Annotated in this window: 22 protein-coding genes, 2 pseudogenes and 3 riboswitches; of the genes and pseudogenes, 10 read left to right on the forward strand and 14 right to left on the reverse strand. The window is 70.0% G+C overall.

What is annotated here, in order from left to right:
• Window positions 1-181: 181 nt before the first annotated feature.
• A pseudogene (locus tag HC028_RS17005) lies at window positions 182-592 on the reverse strand (DDE-type integrase/transposase/recombinase); the annotation flags it as partial.
• Window positions 593-734: 142 nt separating this feature from the next.
• Window positions 735-1,175 (reverse strand): winged helix-turn-helix transcriptional regulator, encoded by a 441-nt coding sequence (locus HC028_RS17010; protein ID WP_168078337.1) that lies wholly within the window; start codon window positions 1,173-1,175, stop codon window positions 735-737.
• A 92-nt stretch (window positions 1,176-1,267) separates the two neighbouring features.
• Here HC028_RS17010 and HC028_RS17015 point away from each other — a divergent pair, with 92 nt between their 5' ends.
• On the forward strand, window positions 1,268-2,662 hold the full coding sequence (locus HC028_RS17015) for an MFS transporter (protein WP_168078338.1): 1,395 nt from the start codon (window positions 1,268-1,270) through the stop codon (window positions 2,660-2,662).
• Window positions 2,663-2,664: 2 nt separating this feature from the next.
• Here the strand turns inward: HC028_RS17015 and HC028_RS17020 are convergent, their stop codons facing one another.
• From HC028_RS17020 to HC028_RS17030, 3 genes are all read right to left on the reverse strand, one after another.
• Entirely contained in the window at window positions 2,665-4,752 is a 2,088-nt protein-coding gene (locus HC028_RS17020; RefSeq protein ID WP_168078339.1) for a bifunctional copper resistance protein CopD/cytochrome c oxidase assembly protein, read from the reverse strand.
• Complete coding sequence (locus HC028_RS17025) at window positions 4,749-5,327, reverse strand: copper resistance CopC family protein (RefSeq protein ID WP_168078340.1); 579 nt, start codon at window positions 5,325-5,327, stop codon at window positions 4,749-4,751. Before HC028_RS17025 ends, HC028_RS17020 begins: the two co-directional genes overlap by 4 nt.
• Window positions 5,328-5,474: 147 nt before the next feature.
• Complete coding sequence (locus tag HC028_RS17030) at window positions 5,475-5,894, reverse strand: PH domain-containing protein (protein WP_168078341.1); 420 nt, start codon at window positions 5,892-5,894, stop codon at window positions 5,475-5,477.
• Window positions 5,895-6,115: 221 nt separating this feature from the next.
• On the opposite strand from HC028_RS17030, the gene HC028_RS17035 reads away from it, so the two are divergent.
• Window positions 6,116-7,309 carry a TIGR03118 family protein gene (locus tag HC028_RS17035; protein WP_168078342.1) on the forward strand — a complete coding sequence of 398 codons (1,194 nt, stop codon included), beginning with the start codon at window positions 6,116-6,118 and terminating at the stop codon, window positions 7,307-7,309.
• A gap of 358 nt (window positions 7,310-7,667) precedes the next feature.
• The gene (locus tag HC028_RS17040) at window positions 7,668-8,660 is read left to right on the forward strand and encodes an LCP family protein (RefSeq protein ID WP_239075720.1); all 993 of its coding nucleotides are present in this window, start codon (window positions 7,668-7,670) and stop codon (window positions 8,658-8,660) included.
• A gap of 598 nt (window positions 8,661-9,258) precedes the next feature.
• Here the strand turns inward: HC028_RS17040 and HC028_RS17045 are convergent.
• On the reverse strand, window positions 9,259-9,705 hold the full coding sequence (locus tag HC028_RS17045; RefSeq protein WP_308442099.1) for a CBS domain-containing protein: 447 nt from the start codon (window positions 9,703-9,705) through the stop codon (window positions 9,259-9,261).
• A 700-nt stretch (window positions 9,706-10,405) separates the two neighbouring features.
• Here HC028_RS17045 and HC028_RS17050 point away from each other — a divergent pair.
• From HC028_RS17050 to HC028_RS17065, 4 genes and pseudogenes are all read left to right on the forward strand, one after another.
• Window positions 10,406-10,912 carry a hypothetical protein gene (locus HC028_RS17050; protein WP_168078344.1) on the forward strand — a complete coding sequence of 169 codons (507 nt, stop codon included), beginning with the start codon at window positions 10,406-10,408 and terminating at the stop codon, window positions 10,910-10,912.
• Window positions 10,905-11,570: a class F sortase gene (locus HC028_RS17055; protein WP_203981596.1), complete on the forward strand. Its 666-nt coding sequence runs from the start codon at window positions 10,905-10,907 to the stop codon at window positions 11,568-11,570. Before HC028_RS17050 ends, HC028_RS17055 begins: the two co-directional genes overlap by 8 nt.
• 98 nt (window positions 11,571-11,668) lie before the next feature.
• A pseudogene (locus HC028_RS17060) lies at window positions 11,669-12,330 on the forward strand (polyprenol monophosphomannose synthase).
• Between the two features lie 199 nt (window positions 12,331-12,529).
• Window positions 12,530-13,213 carry an IS6 family transposase gene (locus HC028_RS17065; RefSeq protein ID WP_308442100.1) on the forward strand — a complete coding sequence of 228 codons (684 nt, stop codon included), beginning with the start codon at window positions 12,530-12,532 and terminating at the stop codon, window positions 13,211-13,213.
• Window positions 13,214-13,394: 181 nt separating this feature from the next.
• On the opposite strand, the gene HC028_RS17070 is transcribed toward HC028_RS17065, so the two are convergent.
• The 6 genes from HC028_RS17070 to HC028_RS17095 all read right to left on the reverse strand — a co-directional run bounded on the left by HC028_RS17070 (window position 13,395) and on the right by HC028_RS17095 (window position 19,743).
• Window positions 13,395-14,105 (reverse strand): ABC transporter ATP-binding protein, encoded by a 711-nt coding sequence (locus HC028_RS17070; RefSeq protein WP_168078345.1) that lies wholly within the window; start codon window positions 14,103-14,105, stop codon window positions 13,395-13,397.
• The gene (locus HC028_RS17075) at window positions 14,092-15,798 is read right to left on the reverse strand and encodes a dipeptide/oligopeptide/nickel ABC transporter permease/ATP-binding protein (protein WP_168078346.1); all 1,707 of its coding nucleotides are present in this window, start codon (window positions 15,796-15,798) and stop codon (window positions 14,092-14,094) included. The genes HC028_RS17070 and HC028_RS17075 overlap by 14 nt, the downstream gene beginning before the upstream one ends.
• Entirely contained in the window at window positions 15,795-16,751 is a 957-nt protein-coding gene (gene nikB, locus HC028_RS17080) for a nickel ABC transporter permease (RefSeq protein WP_168078347.1), read from the reverse strand. The genes HC028_RS17075 and nikB overlap by 4 nt, the downstream gene beginning before the upstream one ends.
• Window positions 16,751-18,307 (reverse strand): ABC transporter substrate-binding protein, encoded by a 1,557-nt coding sequence (locus tag HC028_RS17085; protein WP_168078348.1) that lies wholly within the window; start codon window positions 18,305-18,307, stop codon window positions 16,751-16,753. Before HC028_RS17085 ends, nikB begins: the two co-directional genes overlap by 1 nt.
• A gap of 201 nt (window positions 18,308-18,508) precedes the next feature.
• A riboswitch (cobalamin riboswitch) is annotated at window positions 18,509-18,691 on the reverse strand.
• Between the two features lie 79 nt (window positions 18,692-18,770).
• Window positions 18,771-19,502 carry a CbtA family protein gene (locus HC028_RS17090; protein WP_168078349.1) on the reverse strand — a complete coding sequence of 244 codons (732 nt, stop codon included), beginning with the start codon at window positions 19,500-19,502 and terminating at the stop codon, window positions 18,771-18,773.
• 19 nt (window positions 19,503-19,521) lie between these two features.
• The gene (locus tag HC028_RS17095; protein ID WP_168078350.1) at window positions 19,522-19,743 is read right to left on the reverse strand and encodes a CbtB domain-containing protein; all 222 of its coding nucleotides are present in this window, start codon (window positions 19,741-19,743) and stop codon (window positions 19,522-19,524) included.
• Window positions 19,744-19,764: 21 nt separating this feature from the next.
• Window positions 19,765-19,872, reverse strand: a riboswitch (cobalamin riboswitch).
• A 222-nt stretch (window positions 19,873-20,094) separates the two neighbouring features.
• Between HC028_RS17095 and HC028_RS17100 the strand changes: the two genes are divergently transcribed.
• The 3 genes from HC028_RS17100 (at window position 20,095) to HC028_RS17110 (ending at window position 22,095) form a co-directional block, all read left to right on the forward strand.
• Window positions 20,095-20,247 carry a hypothetical protein gene (locus HC028_RS17100; protein ID WP_168078351.1) on the forward strand — a complete coding sequence of 51 codons (153 nt, stop codon included), beginning with the start codon at window positions 20,095-20,097 and terminating at the stop codon, window positions 20,245-20,247.
• 9 nt (window positions 20,248-20,256) lie between these two features.
• Window positions 20,257-21,384, forward strand: coding sequence for an FxsB family cyclophane-forming radical SAM/SPASM peptide maturase (locus HC028_RS17105; protein WP_168078352.1), 1,128 nt, complete (start codon window positions 20,257-20,259; stop codon window positions 21,382-21,384).
• Window positions 21,385-21,440: 56 nt separating this feature from the next.
• Window positions 21,441-21,619: riboswitch (cobalamin riboswitch) on the forward strand.
• A gap of 41 nt (window positions 21,620-21,660) precedes the next feature.
• On the forward strand, window positions 21,661-22,095 hold the full coding sequence (locus HC028_RS17110) for a (2Fe-2S) ferredoxin domain-containing protein (RefSeq protein WP_240940217.1): 435 nt from the start codon (window positions 21,661-21,663) through the stop codon (window positions 22,093-22,095).
• Window positions 22,096-22,236: 141 nt separating this feature from the next.
• On the opposite strand, the gene HC028_RS17115 is transcribed toward HC028_RS17110, so the two are convergent.
• Window positions 22,237-23,232 (reverse strand): ribonucleotide-diphosphate reductase subunit beta, encoded by a 996-nt coding sequence (locus tag HC028_RS17115; protein WP_168078470.1) that lies wholly within the window; start codon window positions 23,230-23,232, stop codon window positions 22,237-22,239.
• Between the two features lie 38 nt (window positions 23,233-23,270).
• A complete protein-coding gene (locus tag HC028_RS17120; RefSeq protein WP_203981593.1) occupies window positions 23,271-25,646 on the reverse strand; it encodes a ribonucleoside-diphosphate reductase subunit alpha in 2,376 nt (791 codons plus the stop codon).
• Window positions 25,647-25,738 lie beyond the last annotated feature (92 nt).

Genomic DNA, 25,738 nt, shown 5'->3' on the forward strand with positions numbered 1-25,738 from the left:
GGTCCGCTTCACCCCCGGCCTGAAGGCCGGAGCACTACGGACGATCCAGGTAGCGGCGGAACGTGTGGGTGGCCAACTCGAATCGGCCGGAACGTCCGCACGCCACCACCGAGCAGGTCGCCGCGGTCGCTGACCGGATGCGACGGCCGATCGACGCGCTGAACTCGTGCTGGGTCCGCGGTCAGATCGCTTGGGCGATTTCGGTGAACGCGGCGGCGACCCGCAGTATGGGCGGGGCGTCGACGGCGAGTTCGTAGTGGCCACGGTGGAGGTTCTGCATGAAGGCGTGTCCGGCGATGATCACGTGTGCTGTCTGGTCCGTTCGTAATCCGCGCATCGGTCTCAACCGGTGCTTCAGTCGACTGTGATCAGCCTCGCTCGGGTTGTTGGCGTACTGATCGACGTGGTGCCACGCCTGCGGGATCAGCTCGTCGAGCACGCCGGGGTAGACCGCGGCGGCGTCGGTAACCACCTCGGTGGGCTTGACCTTCAACGCCGATAGCGCCCGGCGGAAGATCCTCCGGGCCGCGTCGGCGTCGCGGCGCGCCGACACCAGCACGTCGATGACCTGTCCGGACTGCGCGGCCGCCCGACACGACGAGCAGGACGGTGGCGGGCAGCACGGGCGGGACGGTGACCGGGATGCGGTTCATTGTCGCGTTGTCACGGTGGGCCCGCATCGAGGGCCTGCCGCACGACGCCGTCCGCGAGGCGCTGTGGACACGCAGGGTGCTTCAGCTGGCCAGATCGCGCTCGACGTCGTCGACCTCGACGGGCGCGCCGCAGTCGGCACAGACGCGTCGGTCGGTGATGAGCCCGCCGCAGTCGCGGTGGCGGACCAGCAGCGGCGGATTTCCGCCCATGAGGTGCCGGTCGCCCCAGGTGCGCAGGGCGCTGAGCACCGGCCAGAGATCGCGGCCCTTCGCGGTCAGGCAATATTCGAAACGCTCGGGACGCTCCTGGTAGCGCCGCCGTTTCATAATCCCCTCGTCGACCAGCCGGGCGAGCCGGTCGCTGAGCACCGTGCGCGCCACGCCGAGCCGGTCCTCGAAGTCCGTGAAGCGCCGGACCCCCTGGCAAGCCTCGCGCAGGATGAGCAGCGTCCAGCGATCGCCCACGATCTCCAGGGTCGCGGCGATGGAGCAGTGCTCGTTGGCGTACGCGCGCGGCAACATCCTCACGATTGTAGCGTGACCGTACCAACTCTTGGTAGCGTAACGATACCGAGTTAGTCCAATGAAACTACCCACTCCGAACGGGGTAGCCGGTGTCCGAAACGTGGCGCCTGCGGCTGGTCCTGCTGACCGCGTCCGCTGGAACCTTCATGGCCAGCCTCGACCTGTTCATCGTCAACGTCGCCTACCCCGACCTCCAGCGTGTCTTCCACGATTCGACTGACGCCTCGTTGTCCTGGATCCTCAACGCCTACACGATCGTCTTCGCCGCCCTGCCGATCCCGTTCGGCCGGCTGGCCGACGCCTACGGCCGCAAGCGTGGCTTCATCGCCGGCACGCTCGTCTTCGCCCTCGCCTCTGCCTGGTGCGCCGCTACGTCCTCGGTGTCGTGGCTGGTCGCTGCTCGGGTGCTGCAGGCCGTCGGCGCCGCCGCGCTGCTGCCCACCTCGTTGAGCCTGTTGCTGGACGAGTTCCCCGCCGCCCGCCGCACCGCCGCCGTCACAGTCTGGGCCGCCAGCGGCGCGCTCGCGGCCGCCGCCGGAGTACCCGTCGGCGCCCTACTTGTCCAGCTCAGCTGGCACTGGATCTTCCTGGTCAACCTGCCGGTGGCGGCGCTTACCGTCCTCGGCGCAACGTTGCTGCTGCATGAGTCGCGCGCCGAACACCGGCCCGGACGCCCCGACCTGCTCGGCGCGCTGTTGCTGATCGGCGGGCTGGGCCTGCTCACGCTCGGCATCGTGAAAGGCAACGAGTGGTCATGGACCTCCGGCACAACCATGGGTGTCCTCTGCGCTGGGCTACTCGCCGTCGCCGGGTTCCTCGCCCGCTGCGCTCGTCATCCGCAACCGGTGCTCGAACTCGCCCTCTTCGCCGGGCGCTCGTTCTCCGCAGCCACGGCGGCGAGCGTCGTATTCTTCGCCGGCTTCGGCGCTCACGTGTTCGGCAACATCGTGTTCCTCACACGGGTCTGGCACCACAGCGTCCTTCGCGCCGGCCTCGAGTTCGCGCCCGGTCCGGTCGTGGTGACAATCGTGGCGCTCGGCCTGACCGCTCGACTCATCAACCGCTACGGCCACCGCGCCGTGACCATGACCGGAGCCGCGGTGTTCGCGCTCGGCGCGGCACTGTTCGTCGCGTTCGTCGGCCAGACGCCGGACTACCCCGGCGCCTACCTGCCATCCCTGCTCCTCGCCGGCGTCGGCATCGGGTTCGTCGCGCCCGCCCTACCCGGCGCCATGACCGCCGCGCTACCGCCCGAACGCCGCGCGACCGGCAGCGCCATCTTCGCGATGAGCCGACAACTCGGCACCGTTCTGGGCGTGGCAACCCTCGTAGCCCTGCTCGGCGTCACCACGAGCCAACCGGTCGACGCGTTCCACCGCGCCTGGACATTCGTCGTCGCCGCGCAGATCGCGGCCCTACTGACCAGCCTAGGCATCAAACAAGCGAGTCGGGGGCCGGTGGGTGGCGTCGGTCAGACGTGTTGAGATCAGTTGTCGTCGCGTGGTCGGACGAGATTCCCGTCTGTGGCGCACGCCTCCGGCGTGCTCGATGTCGCGGCCCATGGCTCGTGCCGGTCGGTCGATACGGCCGCGCCGGGCGGCCCGACCGCGGAACCGGCCGACAGCGGATCCGTCACGTCCTGCGGCGCGGTGGCCGGGGTGGATGGGGCGGGCTGGTCGAGGCCGCGCTGTGCGCGTGCGCGGGCCCATCCGAGCAGCAGGGCGATGACGACCAGCAGGGCCGGTATTTCGCCGAACGACCAGGCGATGCCGCCGGCTGTGTGCTGGTCGGCCAGCGGGGTGGGTCCCCACGGCCGGGCCAGCTGGGCGAACCAACGGGCGGCGATCGGGGTGGCCGACTGCGTCAGCGCCACGCCGAGCAAGGCCTGGACGGCCATGCTGGCGGCCGCCAGCAGCATCCGCCGCGGGTGGGCTAGCCGTCGCGGGCCGGGGTCGGCGCCGATGATGACCCAGAAGAACAGGCAGCCGGCGGCGAGGAAACACGCGATCGTCACCAGGTGCGCGGCGTGGGCGCGCAGGGTCAGCTCGTACAGGCCGGTGAGGTACAGCGCGTACAGGCTCCCCGCGTAGATGCCGAGGACGACCAGCGGATGGGTGAGCACCCGGGCCAGCCGAGCGTGCAGGCAGGCGTGGATCCATTCGCGCGGTCCCGGCCAGTCCCGGTCGCCGGCTGCTGGCAGGGCCCGCAGCGCGAGCGTGACCGGCGCGGCCAGCACCAGCAGGATCGCGGCGACCGTGCCCAGCAGCAGGTGCTGGATCAGGTGCACGCTCACCAGCATCGGCGCGTACCGGGCCAGGCCGCTGCTGGTGGCTGCGGCCACCACTGCCCAGCCGGCCAGCCACGCCGCGGTCCGCGGCGCCGGCCAGCGCTCACCGCGGCGGCGCAGCCGCCGCGCCCCGCTCAGGTACAGCCCGGCCGCGGCCAGCGCGGCGGAAAGCACCAGTGGTTCGGGCAGCCATGCGCCCACCAGCGCGCCGGCCGTCAGGGGCGGTGGCATGGGGTAGCCCAGCAGTGCGGTGGCCGCGTCCTCCTCGGCACCGCCGGGTGGCGGCGGCGTACGTGACAGCGCCGCCGCCGCGCCCATCGCGACGGCGAACAGCAGCACCTCGACGGCGGCCAGCCGCCGGAACGGCCGGGGGTCGCCGGCGGTCAGCGCGGGCAGCGCCGAGCGGCGCTGCCACCAGCCCGCCGCGGCGATGGCGGCGAGCACGACGGTCTTGATCAGAATCAGGTGCCCGTAGCGGCTGCCGAAAAGCGCCGCGACGCCGCCCAGCCGCAGCCAGGCGCTGGCCAGCCCGGACAGCGCCACCGCGACCAGACACCACACGGCCAGCCGGGAGAACCGCCGCGCGGCCACGGCCAATACCGGCGCCGGTTGCCGCCGCGACACGGTTAGCGCCAGCAGCCCGCCGGCCCACAGCGTCACCGGCACCACATGCAACAGCAGCGCGGATACCGCCAGCTGGTGGTTTCCCGCGGCGGCGGCGTGTCCGGTGAACAGTGGCGGCACCACCGCGCCCGCCGCGGCGACCAGCGCTACTTGGCCGCCGCGCGGTGTCCACGTCAGGCGGCAGACGACGCACACCGCCGCGGCGGCCAGCGCGGTGAGTGTCCAAGCCCGGCCCAGCGGTATCACGGTGGCGAAGTTCGTCACCGCTGGCATCGACAGCGCCAGCGGCAGCGGCCTGGCGATCAGGTCGGCCAGGGTGGCGCAGAACACCGTCACCGCCGCGAGGGACCAGACCGCGGCCGTCCAGCCGGCGGCGCGCAGCCAGCGGAACCCGGCCGCCGACAGCCGGCCGTCGGTGCGCGGCGCCAGGACCAGTGCCGCCAGCAGCAGCCCGACGGTGGCCGTCGCGGCCGCTGTTGCCGTCAACCGGGCCGCGACCAACAGCCAGACCGTGGCTGCCCCGGCCGACGGCAGGCCTGGCAGGGTCGAGACCCGGGTCGCGCCGCTGTACCAGGCGAGCAGACCCAGGGTCACCGTGGCGACGGCGACGGCGGCTACCGCGAGCGCGGGCCGTGGGCGTCGCGTCGTGGAAGCGGCGGTCATGACCGGCCGGTCCGTGCCCGGCGGACGGCCCACCAGCCCGCGCCCGCGGCTAGCGCGACGGCGGCCAGTCCGGCCGCAGACCAGGCGGCAGTGCTTGATCCGCCGGACGTGCCGCCCGCGGCCTTACCCGCCGCCCCCACCGCGACCGGGGCTTGCGCGGTTGCGGCGATGGGGGACACGGGCGTGGGCGAGGGTGCGGCGGCAGGTGCGGCCACGGTGAAGCTGAGCTGCCCCTGTACCGGATGTCCGTCCACCGAGACCACCCGGTAGGCAACGGTGTAGCGCCCGTCGGGCAGCGTCGCCGGCAGTGGCTGTACCGCTCGCACGCCGTCGACGCCGACCGGCTCGCCGGTGACCGGGCCTCCGGGGCCGGTGATCGCCACGACGGTGAACTTCGGGTCGAGTCGTTCCCGGAACTCCAACACCACCTGCCGCGGCGGCGCGGCCAGCTGCTCACCATCAGCTGGGCTCGACGAACGCAGCGCGTTATGAGCCCACGCCGGCGTCGCGACCAGCGAAAGCGCCACGGTCGCCACGGCTGCGGCCAGGGCGGCCCGGATCCAACCCAGCTTCACGGTCTACCTCATCGTTTTCCGGCTACTGCGGTCACCAACGGTAGCCGCTGGTGTGCGATTGGTGTCGGTCAGTGGCGGCGGCAACCGTGGGGTGCACCCGTGGCGGGTGGCGGGCGCTGCCTGGCGGCGCGCCCGTGGGCTACTGGGTCAGCGGTGTGACGAGGGCTGCCGTGCCGCGGCATGCAGGGCGCGCAGCGCCGTTACTGCTGTCACCGCAGGGGTGCCGTCGATGCTTTGCACGGCGCTGAGTCCGACCACGTCGCCGTTATCGAGCTCGAGGTTTGCCCACAACTCGCCGCGGGGAACGCGGATACGGGTCACCGCGCTCCACGGCAGCGTGTAGTCGCCGGTGATGTGGCGAATTTCGATGGCGGTGGCGTCGGCTCGGACCAGGGGACGGGTGCCCAGCCACCAGACGATGAGCGCGAGCACGATGCCGGCGCAGACGAGCGCGACCCGTTCCGGGGTTTGATCCACCGGGGCACCGGCGGCCGTGACAGCTCCGGTCATGGTGGCGGCGCTGACCAGAGCCACGCCGATGATCGCCACTGCGGCTGCCACGCTCATGCGCTGCCACCGCAGGGGTCGTATCACCAGCGGTGCTGCGGGCTTACCTCGGCTGGCGCCTGAACCCGGCGCGCGCGACGCCGGACGCACCCGCGGGCAAAGATGGTCCGACAACCGTCGATGTGTCAGTCGAGATGGTGCGGTTTAACCAGGAGTGTTCGGGTAGGCGCGTGCCGCTCGTTCCCCGGGACCCATGTCCCGGCCTTGGCGAAGGGAGAACCGTGAAGCGAAAGGCACTCTCCCGCACCGTTGTGCGGGCGCTCGCACTCGGCCCCACCGCACTGCTGGCGCTTTCGGCGGCTGCGCCGGCCCATGCTGCGGGAGTCACCGTGACCTCATCCGGCGGCGGAGGATCCGTCTCGACCTCATCCGACGCTGGGCAGTCCGCCCCGGCGTCATCCGAAGCCGACGATGAGAGTGAAGAGACCCAGTTCAACCGGGTCGACTTGATCTCCGATCAGATGGGCACGACACCGCTGTTCGACGCGGACGTGCAAAACGCGTGGGGGTTGGCACTCGGACCGGACACGCCGCTGTGGGTGGCGAACAACGGCACCGGAGTGGCCACCATGTATGCCGACGGAATGAACGGCGAGACGCCGACGAAGGTGGACGACTCGGTGACGATCCCGGGCGGCGCGCCGACGGGAGTGGTCTTCAACGACACCGACGAATTCAAGGTGAAGACCCCGGACGGCAAGGAAGCCCCGGCCAGGTTCATCTTCGCCAGCGAGGCCGGTGACATCACCGCCGTCAGCCGGCACACCTCGACACCGGGTGAGGCCACCCTGGTCGCACAGGTGGACGGCGCCGTGTACAAGGGGATCACCATAGTCCACTGGGACGGCCACCCATTCCTGCTCGCGGCCAACTTCCACCAGAACCGCATCGACGTCTTCGACGAGCACTTCACGCTGCGGCCCGAGCTGTCCAAGCGCTTCCAGGACCCGGACATACCCGAGGGCTTCGCGCCGTTCAACGTGAAGGCCTTCGGTGACTCCGTCTTCGTCACCTTCGCCAAGCAACTGCCGCCGGACAACGTCGACGACGAGGCCGGTCCGGGCAACGGGTTCGTCGACGAGTTCACCGGGGACAAGGGCCTGACGCGCGTCGCCAGTCGCGGCACCCTCAACTCCCCATGGGGACTGGCCTTCGCGCCCGACAGCTTCGGAGAGCTCGCCGGTGCCCTGCTTGTCGGCAACTTCGGCGACGGACACATCAACGCCTTCCGCGATGGCAAGTTCCTCGGCCAACTACGCGACCAGAACGACCAAACAATCGTGATCGACGGGTTGTGGTCGCTGCTGCCTGGCACAGCTAAGACCGGCGGTACCGGCACGCTGTGGTTCAGCGCCGGCCCCAACGGCGAGATGAACGGCCTGGTCGGCCAGCTCCTGCCGGCGGACACCAACTGACCCCTACCCCCACACCAGCACACGAAGATCTCCGCCTCGTCGGGGTGGCTGTCACCACACCCGCACCCCGACGGGGCCACCGCCAGCATGCGCGCCAGGCGACCGGCTGCCAGGTCTTGTTTCCGTTGTTGTGGTCGCACGGTTCATATGTAAATGGACGGAAATACCGGAAGGCCTGAGCGGGCTTAGCGTCGGTGTCATGTCCAGTTCGCCTACTGAGACCGGTAAGCGGATGAGGAGGTCAGGCATGTTTGATCCCGGCGCCGGGTCCGCTGCGTCCGTCCGATCTACCATCGGTGGCAGGTCCCGCCGCAGGCGTCGTCCTCCCTGGGGCTGGATCGCTGCCACCGCTGCTCTGGTGCTTCTGCTGGTTGCAGTCTTCGGCATCGGTGGCGCGGTGTGGTACTACAAGAGCGTGGACGCCGGCCTGCGGCGTACCGATGCGTTCGGGCGGGGCCACGATGCGCGGGCGGCTAAGGCGACCGGCGGGGCGCAGAACATTCTGCTGTTGGGCAGCGACTCCCGCGATGCGGACGACCCCGGTCACACGCCCGAACCGGGAGACGCGCACACCGACACGATCGTGTTGATGCACGTTGATGCCGGGCACGAGAAGGCTTTCCTGATCTCGATACCACGGGACCTGTACGTCTATGTGCCGCGCAGCCCGACCCACCCGGAGCTCGGCGACACCAACGCGAAGATCAACGCGGCGTTCGCGTGGGGCGGCCTGCCGTTGGCGGTGCGGACGATCGAGGGCTATACGGGGGTACGCGTCGACCACGTGGTCATGGTCGACTTCGAGGGGTTCAAGAAAGCGGCCGACACCCTAGGCGGCGTCGACCTGAACAACGGCCGGGAGTTCACCTCGATCGCCGAGCCGAACTACCGGCATTTCGACAGGGGCGTCATCCATCTCGACGGCGCCGCGGCGTTGGACTACGTGCGTCAGCGCCAGCAGTTCGCCGACGGCGACTTCACCCGGATGTGCCACCAGCAGCAGTTCCTCAAGGCGCTGCTGGACAAGGCGACCAGCACCGGCACGCTGACCAACCCGCGCAAGCTGGATGCCTTCCTGAAGTCCGTGACCAAGCTGCTGACCGTCGACAACGGCTTCTCCCTGGCCAGCACCGCCCTGCAGTTGCGAAACATCCGCAGTGACGATCTGACCTTCCTGGTCAGCCCGAACCTCGGGCCGGTCATGGCCGGCGACCAGAGCGTGATGGCGCCCGACGACGCGAAGGCCAAGACGCTCTATGACGCGGTGGCCAAAGACAAGGTGGCCGACTGGATCTCCCACAACGACACCGGTCTCGAAGAGGTCGCGTCGGCGGGCTGCGCCGGACAGTGACCTGCTTGTCCGAACACCGGGGGCTGCCCACTCCGGGTGCTCGCCAACGGCGCCGGGTTGTGAGGTCTTCGTCAACTTCCGCTTCATGCTGACAACCGGTCACGGCTGCGCGGGACGGTGCCGGTGGGGGTGGCTGTCGCGGCTCTGGGCATCGCCGGCGTCGCCGTGGCCGACTTATTCAGGAGCGGCGACCAGGCGGGCCAGGACAGGCCGTTGGCGTGCCAGGTTTTGTTCCACGCGGCGACGAGACGACCGTCGTGGCCTCATCCGACTCATCGGCATCAGAGCGTCACGTCTCGAGATGACGAACCGCGGCCCAACCGCCAGCACGCGCACGATGGGCCTGTACGCACCCACTCCTCTTGCCGCACCGGGTGACAGTCCTGGCCGCACTGTGCCGTCAGTCAACGGGCACCCGCCCCGGCACGCCGACCCTGAGCACGCCTTCCTCGTTTCCCGCTCGCGATGTACCGCGTCATGGCTCGGTGGTATCGCACGGGCCGGATGGGTGCCGGCTGTCGTCGGGGCGGCTTCGGCTGCGTCCTGGCGCGGCTATCCCAGGTCTGTCAACGACGCCAGGATAGCCGCGCCGTGGCTGTTACGAATTGGGCGGTGCGCCGTAGACCGCTCCGGCGAACTGCGCTACCTGGTTTTTGCCGAGATGCGTGGCCAGGTCGGCTTCGCTGATCATCCCGATTAGCCGGTGGTTGTCCATGACCGGCAACCGGCGAATTTTGTGCTGCTCCATCAGGCGCAACGCCTCACGGATGTCGGCGTTCACGTCGACCCACACAGGTATGCCTTGTGCCAGTTGTCCTGCGGTGACGGTGGTGGGGTCGCCGCCTTCGGCGATGCACCGCACCACAATGTCGCGGTCGGTGATGATGCCATGTAGACGGTCGTCGGCGCCGCAGACCGGTAGTGCTCCCACGTGCAGTTCACGCATCCTGCTTGCGGCCATCTCCAGGGTGTCGTTCTCGCCGATGCACTCGGCCCCGTGGTGCATGACGTCGCGGGCTTTCGTCACGTCGGGTTCCTCCTTCACGATCGGTAAGATCCCGGTGCAATTGCATCGTGTGCCACGACACGTACGCCTGCCGCGTCGGCGGCCGGCTGCAGCCGATCACCCCCTTACGCTGACCCACGGCGCTGTCGGGTGGTCATCGGCCTGGCGCTGGCCGTGAAGTCGGCGTCTGGCAGGGCTCATCACGTCAACGCGCTACTACCCGGGCATCGTGCATGTACCCGGTTACCGTGCATGGTCAGCGGGTCCGGTCGGTCCAGGCGACCGTGTCAGCGTAGCGACGAAGTCCTGGCCGACGACCGCTACCGTGCTCGCGGCACCTGTCCGTGCTCCTGGCACCTGTCGAGCGGCCGTGAGCGTCGATCATGATCATTCGCGCCGCCCGGTCATTCGGGTCGACCGGGCTGGGTCGGCTCGCGCGTGGGCTGGCCGTGATTCTCGTCGCGCAGGTCCGACGTCGGCCCCGTGCGCAACCAGTGCGGCGTCCATTTCGGGCGGCGTGCGCCTGGACGGCATTTTGATTTAGTTCGCCTCTGGGTGGATAGCCCGTTGCCGTCCGGGTACCGCACCTACCGCCGGCCTAGTACCGATGGCGTAGGAGGTCTCATACCGCCGGCGTAGTTGGCACCACGCAAGGTTGCACCACGTGAAACCCCAGCAGTCCAAGGTCAGTACGTCAGTATGCCGACTCTGTGATCTCTAGGGGGTAACGGTGCAGGACATGTTCGACAATGGAGAGTCTCAGCAGGCAACAGGTCCCGCGCACCATCGCAGCCGGCGTTGGCTGCGGGTGTCGGTAGCGACGGGGCTTCCCGCGGCGGCGGTGGCGCTTGCGGGCGTGATGTGGGCAGGTACCGCCGGGGCTGCGGCCAGCAGTCCGCTGACACAGGAGACGGATGCGAGTGCGTCCGCGACGGCGACGGCTACGGCGACGGTGACCGCAACCCCGACAGCGACGGCAACCGTCACGCCGAAGGGTGCGGTCAGCGCCGGCGCTGGCGGGATGGCCAACCGTCCGCATGCCGGGGCTACCCCGACAGCAACGGCGACCGCAACCGCGACGGTTTCCGTCACGCCGAAGGGTGCGGTCAGTGCCGGTGGTGGCGGTATGGCCGGATCCGGCAGCGGCGGCGGCAGTGCCGTCCCGATGACGGTGACTGGTGCCGGACTCCTCGCCCTGGGCGGCGTCGCCGTCCTTGCCCGGCGCCGCCGGGCCACCAATGAGTAATCAGCAACCGCGATCGGCTCGCAGTGCGGTGCTCGAACTGCTCACCGTCCTGGCCGCACTGCTGGCCGTCGCTCAAGGTGCGTCGATGCTGATCGCATCGGGCCCATCCCGGCCAGCCCGGGCTGTCTCGCCGACCGACCGGTCGGCGGGGCAGCCCGCCCCGACAACCCTGCCGGGTCAGCCCGCCCCGACACCGCTGCCCCGATCCGTACCGGTGCGGGTGTCGATTCCCGCCATCGACGCGGACTCATCACTGATACCGCTCGGGCTCACCGCCGACCAGACACTGGAGACGCCGCCGGTGGAAGATCCGATGCAGGCCGGCTGGTACTCCCTCAGCCCGACCCCGGGCGAGGCAGGCGCCGCCGTGATCGTCGGGCACGTCGACGGCCACCACGACCCGGGCATCTTCTACCAGCTGTACAAACTCAAGCGCGGCGACCAGATCCGCATCACCCGCCAGGACGGCACCACCGCCCGGTTCTCGGTCTACCGCACCACCCAGGTGGACAAGAGTGACTTCCCCACCGACCAGGTCTACGCCGCCACCACCCGCCCGGAGCTGCGCCTGATCACCTGCGGCGGCATCTTCAACCGGGCGTCGGGCAACTACACCGACAACATCATCATCTTCGCCGCCCTCGCCGCATCACCATGACCCGGCCAGTGGGCACCCGCACCGCGCCTGGTTGGCCGTCGTGCCCAGACGAATCGGGTGCGCACGAGGCGCACCCGAGGCAACCAAGAGAGGTGGTAATGGAAAACAACGATCCCAAGATCGCCGTTGTCGTTCCCACCTACAACGAGCGGGACAACCTACCGAAAATCGTCGAGAACCTCGGCGCCCTGCCGATGCCCAACCTGCACGTGCTCGTGGTCGACGATGACTCCCCGGACGGCACCGGCGATGTCGCGGAAAAACTCGCGATCGAGTCGCCGGAGACCATCGGCGTCCTGCACCGCAGCGAGAAGGACGGCCTCGGCCGCGCCTACGTCGCCGGCATCACCCGGGCGCTCGACGAGGGCGCCGACATCGTCATGCCGTCGTGCTCGGTTCCCGCTACGTGCGGGGTGGATCCGTCGCGGGCGACTGGGGCTGGCACCGCAAGGCGCTGTCCGCGTGGGCGAACTTCTACGTCAACGCCATCCTCCGCCTGCGCGTGAAGGACGCCACCGCCGGCTTCAAAGCGTGGCGTGCGGAAGCCCTACGGACGATCGACGTGTCGTCGATCCAGAGCAATGGATACGCCTTCCAGGTCGAGATGAACTACCGGACCGTCAAGCACGGCATGCGGATCGTCGAGGTTCCCATTCGATTCCAGGAGCGGGCCGAGGGTGTATCGAAGATGAGCCTGGCCGTGCAGGTCGAGTCCGCTCTCGTACCGTGGAAGCTCCTGTTCGGCAAGAAGCTCAGGTGACCTGCCAGGAAACGTTCAGCTGACTTCACCTCAATCAGCCTGAGCCAGCTGCGCAGACGCGCCGTACGCGGTGTGCCGTGCCATAAGTCGTCACACGCTTTGTGAGCTGGGGTTCTGTCTGGCGGCACTGTTGCGTTGAGCGTTGGCGTGATCGAGGCAGGCTTGGGCCGTGAAGTCGTCGGGTCGTCCTCGCCCCTGGTTGCCGCCGACTTCGGCGTTCGCTGGCTTCCGGTTCCCACCGGAAGTGATCGTCGTCGCGGTGCGCTGGTATCTGCGGTTCAATTTGTCCTATCGCGACGTCGAGGAACTGCTGGTCGAGCGTGGCGTCGAGGTCGATCACGTCACCGTGTATCGGTGGGTGCAGCGGTTCACCCCACTGCTGGCCGACGCTGCCCGGTTTTGCCGCCACTCGCCGGGTGACCGGTGGCACGTCGACGAGACCTACGTGAAGGTCAACGGAGTCTGGCGCTACGTCCACCGGGCGGTCGACCAGTACGGGCAGGTCATCGACGTGCTCGTCTCGGCTCGCCGCGATGCCGACGCGGCCAGGAGGTTCTTCCGCCGGGCGCTGTCCACGCTGAAAGTCAAGCCCAGCGAGGTGGTTACCGACGCCGCCGCGGTCTACCCCGGCGTGCTCGACGAACTGATCCCGCAGGCGTGGCATCACGTCGAGCAGTACGCCAACAATCCGATCGAGGCTAACCACGGTCGACCTCGCCGTCGACGCCCCACCGGCCCTGCGGATCGCCGCAGCGTTCACCGAACTCGCCCAAGCGATCTGACCGCCGACCGGGCGCGGGTTCAACACGTCTGCCGGTTCCACAACGCAACGGCGCCAGACCGACTCGGCAGCGTCCTCCACGAGTATCAACATGCCGCTTGAGCTGCACGGACGAGGTATTCGGCAGGCGCAGGGTCCGACCCCGTACCCGGTCCGGTGCGGAACGCCAGTGCGGTGATGTTTCCCGTCGGCGAGGAAGTCGGCGGCGGGGATACCGTCGCCGCCGATCACCACCCTGAACCGTTCGCCGAGGTCGCTCATGCCGCCGCCTCGCTGCGCTCGCTCATGCGTACCTCAACCGGGGGGTGTCGGCGACCAGTTCGCGGGTGTGCGGGTGCTGCGGGCGGGTGAGCAGGTCGGTGGCGGCGGCCTCTTCGACCACACGACCGTTCTGGAGGACGACGACGCGGTCGCACAGCGCCGCCACGACCATGATGTCGTGCGACACGAACAGGTAGCTCAGGCCTCGTTCGCGGCGCAGTTCGTCGAGCAGGTCGAGGATCTGCGCCTGGAGCGGCAGGTCGAGGGCGGAGAGCGGTTCGTCGAGCACGAGCAGCCGTGGCCCGGTGACCAGCGCCCGGGCGATGCAGATCCGCTGGCACTGCCCGGTGGAGAGCTCGTGCGGGTACCGGTCAAGCAGGGCCGGGTCGAGGCCGACCTGGGTGACGAGGTCGGCGCCGGGCGCGGGCAGCCCGAAGTTGCGGGCCGGTTCGCGCAGCGAGCGACGGACGGTCCAGCGCGGGTTGAGGCTGGACCGCGGATCCTGGAACACCATCTGCACGTGCCGCCGCGACCGCCCGACCGGAACGCCGTCGTACGTGATCGAGCCGGCACGGGGTCGTTCCTGACCGACCACGCAACGGGCGATTGTGGTCTTGCCCGCACCGGACGAGCCGACCAGTCCGACCGCCTCCCCGTCGCCCACGGTGAACGCCACGTCCGACAGCACCGGGGTGCGGCCGTACCTCTTGCCCAGCCCGTCAACCCGCAGCACGGCGAACCTCCAGTTCGTTACCTGGAATCGCCGCGAGCAGCGTCCGCGTATACGGGTGCTCCGGGGCGGTGAACAACCTCGATGCGGGGGCGTCCTCGACGACGTGGCCCTCGTGCAGCACGACGACCCGCTCGACGACCTGCGACATCAGCCGCAGGTCGTGCGAGACGAAGAGCAGCCCGACGCCGAGTTCGGCGCGCAGTCGGGTCAACTCCTCGAGGATGCGGGCCTGGGTGGTGACGTCGAGGGCGGTGGTGGGTTCGTCGCAGATGAGCAGCCGTGGCTCGTTGATCAGGGCGATCGCGATGGCGACCCGCTGCCGCATCCCGCCGCTCAGCTGGTGCGGATAGCGGTCAAGGCAGTGCTGCGGGAGCCGGACCAGGTCGAGGGCGGCGCGGGCACGTTGCCTGGCCGCGGCTCGCGACACCCGATGGTGGGCGCGGACCGTTTCGACGAGCTGCGTACCGATGGTGAGGACCGGGTTGAGGGCGGTGAGCGGGTCCTGGGAGACGAGCCCGACGTGCTGGCCGCGGACGAGGCGCCAGTCGTGGGTGTCCCACCCGGTGGTGTCCTGCCCGTAGAGGGTGACCGTGCCGCCGGTGATCCGCAGCGGCGGCCGGAGTAGCCCGAGCAGCGCGCCGGCCAGGGTGGATTTGCCGGAGCCGCTCTCGCCGACGAGCCCGACAGCCTCCCCGGCGGCGATCCGCAGCGACACGTCGGTGAGGACCGCCTGCTCGCCGGCCGCGACGCTGACCCGGTCGAGCGTGACGAGGTCGGGACCGGGGTGCGCGGCGAGCGCGGCGGCCAGCTCGGTCGTCGATGCGCCGCCGCGCCGCCGGGTGCGTTGCGGCAGGCGGGGGCGGCGCGGTTCGAGGGCGTCACGGACCGCGTCGCCCAGGTAGTTGACGGCGAGGACGACGAGGACGACGGCCAGACCCGGGGCGAGGAACATCCACGGCGAGTCCTCGAGGTAGGGCCGGGCCTCGTTGAGCATCGCACCCCACTCCGGCTGCGGCGGGCGGACCCCGAGACCGAGGAACGACAGCCCCGCGACGGCGAGCACCACCTCTCCGAAGTCGACCACGGCGAGGACGAGCACCGGCCCGGCGATGGACCCGGCGATGTGCGTGCGCAGGATCCGCCACCACGGTGTCCCGGCGACCCTGGCCGCCTGCACGTACCCCTCGTCGCGGAGCTGCAGGGCGTACCCGCGGACGAGGCGGGCGTACCCCGGCCACGACACCACCGAGACGGCCAGGACCACACCGACCACGCCGCCCTCCAGCAGCGCCGCGATCGCGATCGCGAGGACGAGCCGGGGAAATGCCAGCAGCACGTCGAGGACCCGGGTCACGGCCAGGTCGAGCAAGCCCCCGACGTACCCGGAAATGGCTCCGACGGTCGCGCCCACGACGATGACCAGCGCGACCGCGACGGCCGCGGTGGCCAGGGACGCCCGGCCGCCGTGCACGACTCGGGTGAGCAGGTCGCGGCCGAACGCGTCGGTGCCGAGCCAGTGCTCGGCCGACGGCGGCAGTGCGGCCTGCAGGTAGTCGACGGCCGTGGGGTCGCCGGGCGCGAGCCACGGCGCGGCGACGCTGACCACGACGACGAGCAGCAGGAACACCAGGGCGGCCCCGGCGAGCTTGTCGGTGCGTGGCAGAGCCCGCAACCGTGCGGCGGTGCGACTCACGCCTCGGCCCCTTCCACCCGTACGCGCGGGTCGGCGAACCGGTAGCCGATGTCCACGACGAGGTTGACCAGGCCGTACATCAGGGACATGGCCAGGACGAACGCCTGGATGACCGGGTAGTCGCGGCCGGTGATCGCGTCCACGATGTACCGGCCGATGCCCGGCCATGAGAACACGGTCTCCACGATCACCGCCCCGCCGAACAGTCCACCGACGATGAGGCCCGTGTTGGTGAGGACCGGCAGCAGCGCGTTGCGCAGGGCGTGCCGCAGCAGCATCTGCCGCCACGGCAGCCCCTTTGCCTCGGCGGTCACCATGTACGGCTGCGACAGCGCGTCGAGCAGACCGGCCCGCAACAGTCGCGACGTGCCCGCCGCCAGCCCGAGCCCGAGTGTGACCGCCGGCAGCACCAGGTGTGCCGGGGTGCCGTGGCCAGAGGTGGGCAGCCATCCGAGGTGTACCGAGAAGCCGTACATGAGCAGCAGGCCCAGCAGGAACCCCGGCACCGACACCCCGACCAGGGCCAGCATCCGCGCCAGCCGGTCCGCGGCCGCGCCGTGCCGGGCCGCGCCGACGATCCCCGTCGGCACGGCCACCACCACCATCACGACCAGCGCGGCCCCGGCCAGTTCCAGGGTCGCGGGCAGGCGCCGCCACAGCTCGTCGGTCACCGGATCGCCGCTGCGCAACGAGGTGCCCAGGTTGCCCGCCAGCACGTTGCCGAGCCAGTCGGCGTACTGCGTGAGGTACGGCCGGTCCAGCCCGAGATCGGCCCGGAGCCTCGCGAGGTCCTGCTCCAGGCTGCTGAGGTCGGCGCCGGGGTCGACCATGGACAGCAGGATGGCGTGGCTCGGGTCGCCCGGGATGAACCGGACGAGGGAGAACACGACGACACTGATGCCCCACAGCACCGGTACGGTGGTCGCGAGCCGGACCAGCACGTACCGAAGCATCAGCCGGTGACCCACATGGTGGGCAGGATCCGCCGGGACAGGTTCGAGTCCACCCCGCGGACCTTGTTCGTGTACGCGGCGCCCCACTGCGTCGACGCGTACAGGTAGATCAGGGCCACGTCGTCGTGCACGAGTTGCTGTACCTGCTTGGCGAGCTCGTGCTGCTTCTGCTGGTCGAACTCGGTGCCCAGCTGGTCGATGAGCGTGTCGACCTGGGGGTTGGTGTAGCCGCCGTAGTTGGACACGACGCCGGAGCGGTAGAACGAGCGCAGCTGGCCGGGGATGTCGCCGGTGGCGGAGCCGCACGAGCAGTAGGTGGCGATCTCGAAGTCGCCGTCGAGCATCATCTTGTTCGACGCGGTGGTCTCGACCGGGGTGAGTTCGGTGGAGACGCCGATCTTCTTCCACTGGCTCTGCAACGCGATCGCCAGGGGCTGGAACACCGTGTACGTCAGGATCTTGAACTGCAGCCGCTGCCCGTCCTTGGTCCGGACACCGTCCGCGCCGACCACCCAGCCCGCGTCGTCGAGCAGCTTCGCCGCGGCCGCCTGGTCGGTGGTGGTCCCGGCGTCGATGGCGTAGGGCAGCCCGGCCGGGAAGTGCCCGGTGGCCGGCTTGGCGAAGCCGTGGTTCAGCCCGTCGATGAGTCCCTTGCGGTCGGCGGCCAGGTCGAGCGCCTTGCGCACGTTGATGTCGCGCAGCGCGGGCACCTTGGCCATGTTCAGCCAGATGTTGCGGGTCGTCGGTGCGGGTGAGTGGACGGTGAATTTGTCCTTGTTCTTTTCGTACTGCAGCCGCTGGTCGATCTCCACGTTGAACTCGGCCTCGGCGTCGCCGCTGCGCAGCGCCAGCATCCTGGCCTGCGGGTCGGTGCCGAGCCGCGCCTCGATCTTCGTGATCCCGGGCTTGCCCGCGGCGGGTTTGTTCCAGTAGGACGGGTTGGCCTCCGCGACGAGGGTCTCGCCGGGCACGAACTTCGTCGGCTTGAGGAAGCCGGTCAGGTCCGGGTCGCTGTTGAATGCCGCGCCGCGCCGGTCGGCCTCGGCCGCGTTGTGGATGCCGTACGTGGTGAGCCGGAACGGCACGCTCGGGTCGGGCTTGGTCGTGGTGACCCGCAGCGTCGTCGGCGTCGGGGCGCTGAACGTCATGTCCGCCAGCACCGACTTGGCCCGGGTGTTCTTGGCCTTGTGCCGGTCGAGGGACGCGGCGATGGCCGTCCCGTCGGATGGGGCGCCGCTCCAGAACGTCACGCCGGGGCGTAGTTCGAACTCCCACACCGTCGGCTCGACCGCTTTCCACGCCGTGGCCAGGCCGGGCGCGAGGGTGCCGTCGTCGCGCTGGATCACCAGGGACTCGGCGAGGCCGTTCTCCAGGATCCGCTGCGCGTCGATGTGGATCGGGTCGAGCGAGCGGGGCATGTTGATAGTGAGGAATCGCAGCGTCTGCTGTGCGGCGGGCGCGTCACTCACCTCACCGGTGGTCGGGCCGCCGCAGGCGCTGACGGCCAGGATGAGGACGCTCGCGGTGACAGCCGCGCGGGTGCGAAGTTTCAGCACGATGGGAACTCCCGGGATGGCCCGCCCGGCCGGCGGCCGGATGCGGGGGTGAACGGTCGGACGGGCCGACCGGGGAACGGCGGCACGCCGTCCGGTACCGGGAGGAGGCAGGAGGTCGCGCCGGGACACGCCCAGCTGGGCATCCCGCGCAGGACAGAGTGGGACATCGGGTCCGCCTTCCAGCACCTCGTGGCAAGGACGTGCGTACTGCACGCCGTGGCCGGTCTCCTGGCTGACGGGGTTGTCGCGTCTCCGGCCGGCCTTCCCAGGCGGACGCCCAGTGACCTCGAATACGACGAGGGCCAGAGACTTTCCCGATCACAGTGGCGAGGGCCGCGCCGGCATTCCACCGGCTTCCCGAGCACCACGGCACCGAGAGAATATGCAGGCCCAACGTCCCGCAGCAACCACGGCGACCAGCGGCCAGTTGTGACGTAGGACTCGGCGGTGCTCGCTACCGGTGTCAGGCCACGGTGGGTTGCGTGGTGCGGGCGCGGCGTTGGCTGCGGTCGGTGAGCGCGCCGAACAGCAGCCCGAGGGTGGTCCACAGCACCAGCTGGGTGCCCAGCGAGGCGAGCCGGAAGCGCCACAGCACGGTGGCGGGGAAGTCGGCGGGTACCTCGTTGACCGCGGGCAGCAGTGCGGCGGCGGCCGCGACGACCGCCACGAACGCGCCGGCGGCGACGAGCACGGCGTTCCAGGTGCCCAGCCGCGCGGCCAGGTTGCGGCCGAGCAGGGTCGCGCCGACCGCGGCGGCGACGGTGATGGCGATCAGGGTGAAGTGCAGGGCGGTACGCCGGCCGATGGTCTCCGGGTTGCCGACGGCGGGCGGGTTGGGCGGGTAGGTCAGGAACGGCGCCAGTTCGACGGCGACGAAGCCGGCCGCGGCGACCAGCAGCGCGGTCGGGCGGGCCGGCAGCCGGCCGAGCCGGCCGTAGGCGACGGCCAAGGCGAGGGCGAAGAGGCCCCCGAGCGCGGCACCGTAGACCACGACGGCGGTGGCCAGGCCGATCGTGGACTGGATGGTGCGGCTGACCAGTTCGGGGTCGTGGTCGCCGGATGTGGTGTGCGCGTCCTCGAACGCGATCGCGGCGTCGACCGGAGGCTCGCCGAAGACGGTGGCGAACAGGTAGGCGAGCACCCCGGCGGCCAGGCCGACGAGCATGCCGCGCACCAGCAGGCTACGTGCGCTCATGGCGGTGTGTCGCCAGCCGTCAGTGGCAGGGGAAGCCGAGCAGGTGCCGGCCGTCGTGGGTGAACTCGTGCACCCAGTGCCCGCCGATCAGGGAGGTGGCGCCCTGTTCGGCGCCGACGAAGTAGATCGCGAGAGCGGCCAGCAGCAGCCCGAAGACCGCCCAGGGCAGTAGCTGCCGCAGCGGAATCGGCGCTGGGACCAGCGTGGCGGCGGGGGTGGGTAGAGCGGTGGCCTCGGCCATGACGAACCTCCTTGGGATCACGCGTCCCGACTGGCGGTGCACGTGACGGCGTAGGGTCTGGCTCCCGGTCCACCTCTCAAGACGGACCGGCCACAGTGGCGCGACCGCGCCGGATTCGCACCGGCTTCCCGCGCCGTCACAACGGTTGAGGGTGACGGTACGGTCGTCGATGCGCACCGTCAACCGTCGCACACGTCATCGAGGTGGCCGCCGAGGTCAGCGGCGGTTCTCGGCAGACTTCTGCCCATGTTGGCGGCGAATGTCGGTAGACGCAACGACGACGACACCGGGACGTGTCCGGTCCTACACTCGCCGTATCCGTGTCGATGTGGAAGTGAGGTAGCCGTTGCGATGGATATGACCCGACGGCTCGACCAGCCCGCGAACCCCTCCGACAGTGTGGTCCTCACCGAGGCCGTGCGCCGTGCCCGGCGACGCCTAGCGGCCGAGCGCAGCACCACCGGTTCGTACACCTCGCGTCCGGACCACTGCACCGCGCCGTAGCCGGTCACGATGGCCGTCGCGCTGACCACCTTCATCCTCAAGGTGACCAGCCGCTGCAATCTCGACTGTGACTACTGCTACGTCTACCACCACGCCGACCAGTCCTGGCGTCACCAGCCCCGGTTCATGCCGCTGCCGGTGGCGCAGGCGGCCGCCCGGCGCATCGCCGAGCACGCCGACGCCCACGGCGTCGGGCACGTGCTGGTGGTCCTGCACGGCGGCGAGCCGACCCTGGCCGGCGGTGAGCGCATCGACGCGTACTGCACGCTGATCCGCCGCACGATCCCCGACCCCATTCGGGTCGACTTCGCCATGCAGTCCAACGGCGGCCTGCTCACCCCGCACTGGCTGCCGGTGCTGCGTCGGCACCGGATCCGGGTCGGCATCAGCCTGGACGGGCCACCAGCGGTCAACGACCGGCACCGCCGCGATGTCGCCGGCCGGTCCAGCTACCAGGCCACCGTCGCCGGTATCGAGCTGCTGCGCGCGCACGCCCCGGACTGTTACGGCGGCCTGTTGTGCGTGGTCGACCTCGCCGCCGACCCGGTCGCCGTCTACGAGCACCTCGCCTCGTTCGACCCGCCGATGATCGATTTCAACCTGCCCGACGCGCACTGGGACAACCCGCCACCCCGCCCGTCCGGCGACACCGCCGGCTACGGGCAGTGGCTGGTCGCGGTGTTCGAGGCGTGGGCCGCCGGCGCAGCGTACCGGCACTCGATCCGGTTCTTCGACGACGTCATCGGCCTGTCGCTGGGGGCGGCGAAGTCCACCGAGGCGCTGGGCCTGGCGCCGGTGACCCTGGTCGTCATCGAGTCCAACGGCGCCCTCCAGGGGGTGGACACCCTCAAGACCACCTTCGCCGGCGCCCCCGACCTCGGCCTGACCGTCATCGACGACACCCTCGACCGGGCGCTGACCGCGCCGCAGATCGCCGACCGGCAACAGGGCGTCGCCGCGCTGAGTCCGACCTGCCGGCGCTGCGACCTGGTGGGGGTGTGCGGCGGCGGGTACCTGCCCCACCGGTACGCCGCCGGCAACGGCTTCGCTAACCCCTCGGTCTACTGCGCCGACCTCCAGGTGATCATCCGGCATATCCAACGCCGGTGCGGGCTGACCGCGACCCCGCCTCGGTAACCGGTTCGCGCGGCCGGGTGGTGCGGCACCCCGGCTGCGCGGCGCGCCGGCCACCGCTACAGTGCAGGAGTCGCGGTGATCGGGAAGCCGGTGTGAGTCCGGCGCGGTCCTCGCCACTGTGACCGGGGAGCCAACCCTGCTGTTCGTGCGTCACTGGGCCGTCACCGGCCTGGGAAGGCGTGGGGTTGTGCGGCGATCCGGGAGCCAGGAGACCGGCCGCGACGCCCTTGTGCCCGAACGACCCCACGAGCGATGGGGAAAGGAGCCGCGCCCGTGATGCCACCTGTCGACGATCCGACCACTTTGACGCCGACCGCTGATGCCCTCCCGGCCGTCGAGTTCCGGGCCGGGATCGTGGTCTGCCGGGGCTGCTGCTGCGGCAGCGCCGGCAAGCATCCCGACGTCGACCACGCCGCCCGACTGGCCCGGTTGGAGCGGTTCGCCGCGGAGCATCCCGCCGCGGCGTCGGTACGCACCAGCGAGTGCCTGGGCCCGTGTGAACACGCCGACGTGGTCGTGGTCCGGCCCTCGCCGGCCGGCCGCGCCCGCGGTGGCCGGCCGGTCTGGTTCGGGCTGGTCGACGACTACGCGCTCGACCGACTCATCGCGTGGGTCGTCGCCGGCGGCCCCGGCCTCGCGCCCGTCCCCGACGTGCTGCTGCTGCACGGCATCAGCCGGCCACGCAGCCAGCTCACCCCGGCCCGGACCTAGCCGATTGGCAGGCGCGCGGATCCGCCTTGCACAGACCGAGGCGATCACCGCCACGGCGGATCGGCGAAGGCGCCGGTGTACGCCGTGCCGCCCGTCCGGGGCGATGCGGTCTCGCCCCGGACGGCGGCACCGGCCAGCCGGTCAGAAGTCGTCGTCGAAGCAGACGTTGCCGGTCACCCCTACTTGGTACGCGGACACCCGGCGTTCGAAGAAGTTGGACAACTCCTGGACGTCCTGCAACTCCATGAAGGCGAACGGGTTGCGGCTGCCGTAGAGCGGCTCGATGCCGAGCATGGCCAGCCGCCGGTCGGCGACGTGCTGCAGGTACTCGCGCATGTCGGCCAGGGACAGGCCGCTGACTCCCTGCTCGAGCAGGTCGGCAGCGAACTGGGCCTCGCATTCGACCGCCTCGGCCAGCATCTCCTTGACCTGGCGTTCCATCTCGGCGTCGAACAGCTCGGGCTCCTCCGCGCGGACGGTGTCGACGACGTCGAACGCGAAGGCCATGTGCATCGACTCGTCGCGGAACACCCAGTTGGTGCCGGAGGCGAGGCCGTGCAGCAGCCCGCGTGAGCGCAGGAAGTAGACGTAGGCGAAGGCGCCGTAGAAGAAGAGCCCTTCGATGCAGGCGGCGAAGCAGATCAGGTTGAGCAGGAAGGCCCGCCGGTCCGCGCGGGTCTTCAGTTCCCGCAGCTCGAAGATCGAGTCGATCCACTTGAAGCAGAACTCCGCCTTGCGGGCGATCGAGGGGATGTTCTCGACCGCGGCGAAGGCTTCGAAGCGTTCCGTCTCGTCGGGGACGTAGGTGTCGAGCAGGTTCAGATAGAACTGGACGTGGACGGCCTCCTCGAACAGCTGCCGGGACAGGTAGAGCCGGCCTTCGGGGGAGTTGACGTGCTGGTACAGGTTGAGGACCAGGTTGTTGGCGACGATGGTGTCGCCGGTGGCGAAGAACGCGACCAGGCGGCTGACCAGGTGCTGCTCGGCGGAGGACAGCCTGGCCAGGTCGGCGAGGTCGGCGTGCAGGTCGACCTCCTCGACGGTCCAGGTGTTCTTGATGGCGTCCTTGAAGCGGTCGAAGAAGTGCGGGTAGCGCAGCGGCCGCAGGGTCAGGTCCATGCCGGGGTCGAGCAACATGTGCCGTTCGTTGGTGGTGCCGGGGGCGGGGATGGTGGTCACTGGCAGGCCTCGCAGGTCTCGGGGTTTTCCAGGGAGCAGGCCAGCGCCTCGGCGTCGGACGCGACGACGGGCTGGGCTGCGGGGGTGATCGCGACGGTGGCCTGCTGAATACGCGTCGCCGGACGCGAGCGCAGGTAGTAGGTGGTCTTCAGCCCGGCCTTCCAGGCGTGCAGGTACATCGATGACAGCTTGCCGATGGTCGGCGCGCTCATGAACAGGTTCAGCGACTGTGACTGGTCGACGTAGGGCGCGCGGGCCGCGGCCAGGTCGATCAGCGCCCGCTGCGGCAGCTCCCAGGCGGTGCGGAACAGCTTCCGCACGTCTTCGGGCAGGTCGGCGATCCCCTGCACGGAACCCTCGGCGCGTTTGATCTGCTCGCGGACCTGCGGGGTCCACAGCCCACGTGCCCTCAGTTCGCGTACCAGATAGGTGTTGATTTGCAGGAACTCACCGGACAGGGTCTCGCGTTTGAACAGGTTGGACACCTGCGGCTCGATGCACTCGTAGCAGCCGGCGATCGAGGCGATCGTGGCGGTCGGTGCGATGGCGACCAGCAGCGAGTTGCGCAGCCCGTGCGCGGTGATCTGCGACCGCAACGCGGTCCACCGCTTGTGCTGGGTGGGTTCCGAGCCCCAGAGGTCCGGGTGCAGATCCCCGCGGGCCGCGCGGGTCTCCGGGTACGCCGGATGCGCGCCGAACTTCTCGGCGAGGCCGGCCGACGTCTCCAGGGCGGTCAGGTAGATCTCCTCGGCGACCCGGGCCGACAGTTCGCTGGCCTCGGCCGAGTCGAACGGCAGGCGCAGCGCGAAGAACGCGTCCTGCAGGCCCATCAACCCGAGCCCGACCGGCCGCCAGCGCGGGTTCGACGCCGCGGCCTGTGCGGACGGGTAGTAGTTGATGTCGATCACCCGGTCCAGGAACACGACCGCCGTGCGTACCGTCTCGCGCAGCTTGACCCAGTCGATGCCGCCGGCGGTGACGTGCGCGCCCAGGTTGATCGACCCGAGGTTGCACACCGCGGTCTCGTCGTCGGAGTTGACCTCCAGGATCTCGGTGCACAGGTTCGACAGGTGGATCGTGTTGCCAGGCGCGCCGGTCTGGTTGGACAGCCGGTTCGAGGTGTCCTTGAACGTCATCCAGCCGTTGCCGGTCTGCGCCAGGGTGCGCATCATCCGCCCGTACAGGTCCCGGGCCTTGACCGTCTTGACGGCCTTCTTCTCAGCGATCCGGTACGCGGCGTCGAACTCCTCACCCCACAGATCGGGCAGGCCGGGGGCGTCGGACGGGTCGACCAGCGACCAGTCCTCATCCGCCTCGACGCGGCGCATGAACTCGTCCGGGATCCAGTTGGCCAGGTTGAGGTTGTGCGTGCGACGGGCGTCCTCCCCGGTGTTGTCGCGCAGTTCCAGGAACTCCTCGATGTCCGGGTGCCACGGCTCGAGGTAGACGCAAGCGGCGCCCTTGCGCCGGCCGCCCTGGTTGACCGCGGCCACGCTCGCGTCCAGCGTCTTCAGGAACGGCACGATGCCGTTCGACCGGCCGTTCGTGCCGCGGATCAGCGCGCCCCGGCCACGCACCCGCGACCACGAGATGCCGATGCCGCCCGCGAACTTCGACAGCCGCGCCACCTGCTGGTAGCGCTCATAGATCGAGTCCAGCTCATCACGCGGCGAGTCGACCAGAAAGCACGACGACAGCTGGGTGTGCCGAGTGCCGGAGTTGAACAGCGTTGGCGAGCTGGGCAGATAGGCCAGCGACGACATCAGCCGATAGAAGCCGATCGCCTCGCCCGGAGTGGCCGACAGACCACACGCAACCCGCAACAGCCAGTACTGCGGCGTCTCCACCACCAGCCGGCTCTGCGGGTGGCGCAGCAGGTAGCGGTCGGCCACCGTGCGCAGGCCGAAGTACTCGAACCGCAGGTCGCCTTCCGGGTCGACCGCGTCGTCGAGCTTGCGCGCGTTGCCGGCGACGAACGCCGCGGTCTCGTCACCGATCAGTCCCTGATCATGGGCATACGCGATGGACTGGCTGAAGCTCGCGATGCCCTGCCCGCGCACCTCCTTGTCCACGAACGCGGCCAGCAGCCGCGCCGCGAGCTTCGAATACTGCGGCTCCTCGCCGATCAGTTCGGCCGCCGTCTGGATCGACAACCGGTCCAGCTCAGCGGTGGTCGCGCCGTCGTACAGGCCGCTGATCGTCTTGGTCGCCACGCGCAGCGGATCCACCTCGTCGAGGTCGGCGACCCACCGCTCCACCGCTTTGACGATCTTGTTGACGTCCACGGGCTCGAGGTCGCCGTTGCGTTTGCGGACCTGCATCACATGCCGGCGCTGCTCTGGCGCGTTCGTCTTCTCCGGTGTGACCGTCATGACCCTCTCCTCGCGAGTCCATAGCCTCCGGACACGCGCGGGCGCCAAACCACGGTCCTCCGCGCACACAGGCGCCGAGGTCGGCTGGCGTC

It is taken from the genome of Planosporangium flavigriseum (genome assembly GCF_011947225.1).
Classification (GTDB): Bacteria; Actinomycetota; Actinomycetes; order Mycobacteriales; family Micromonosporaceae; genus Planosporangium; species Planosporangium flavigriseum.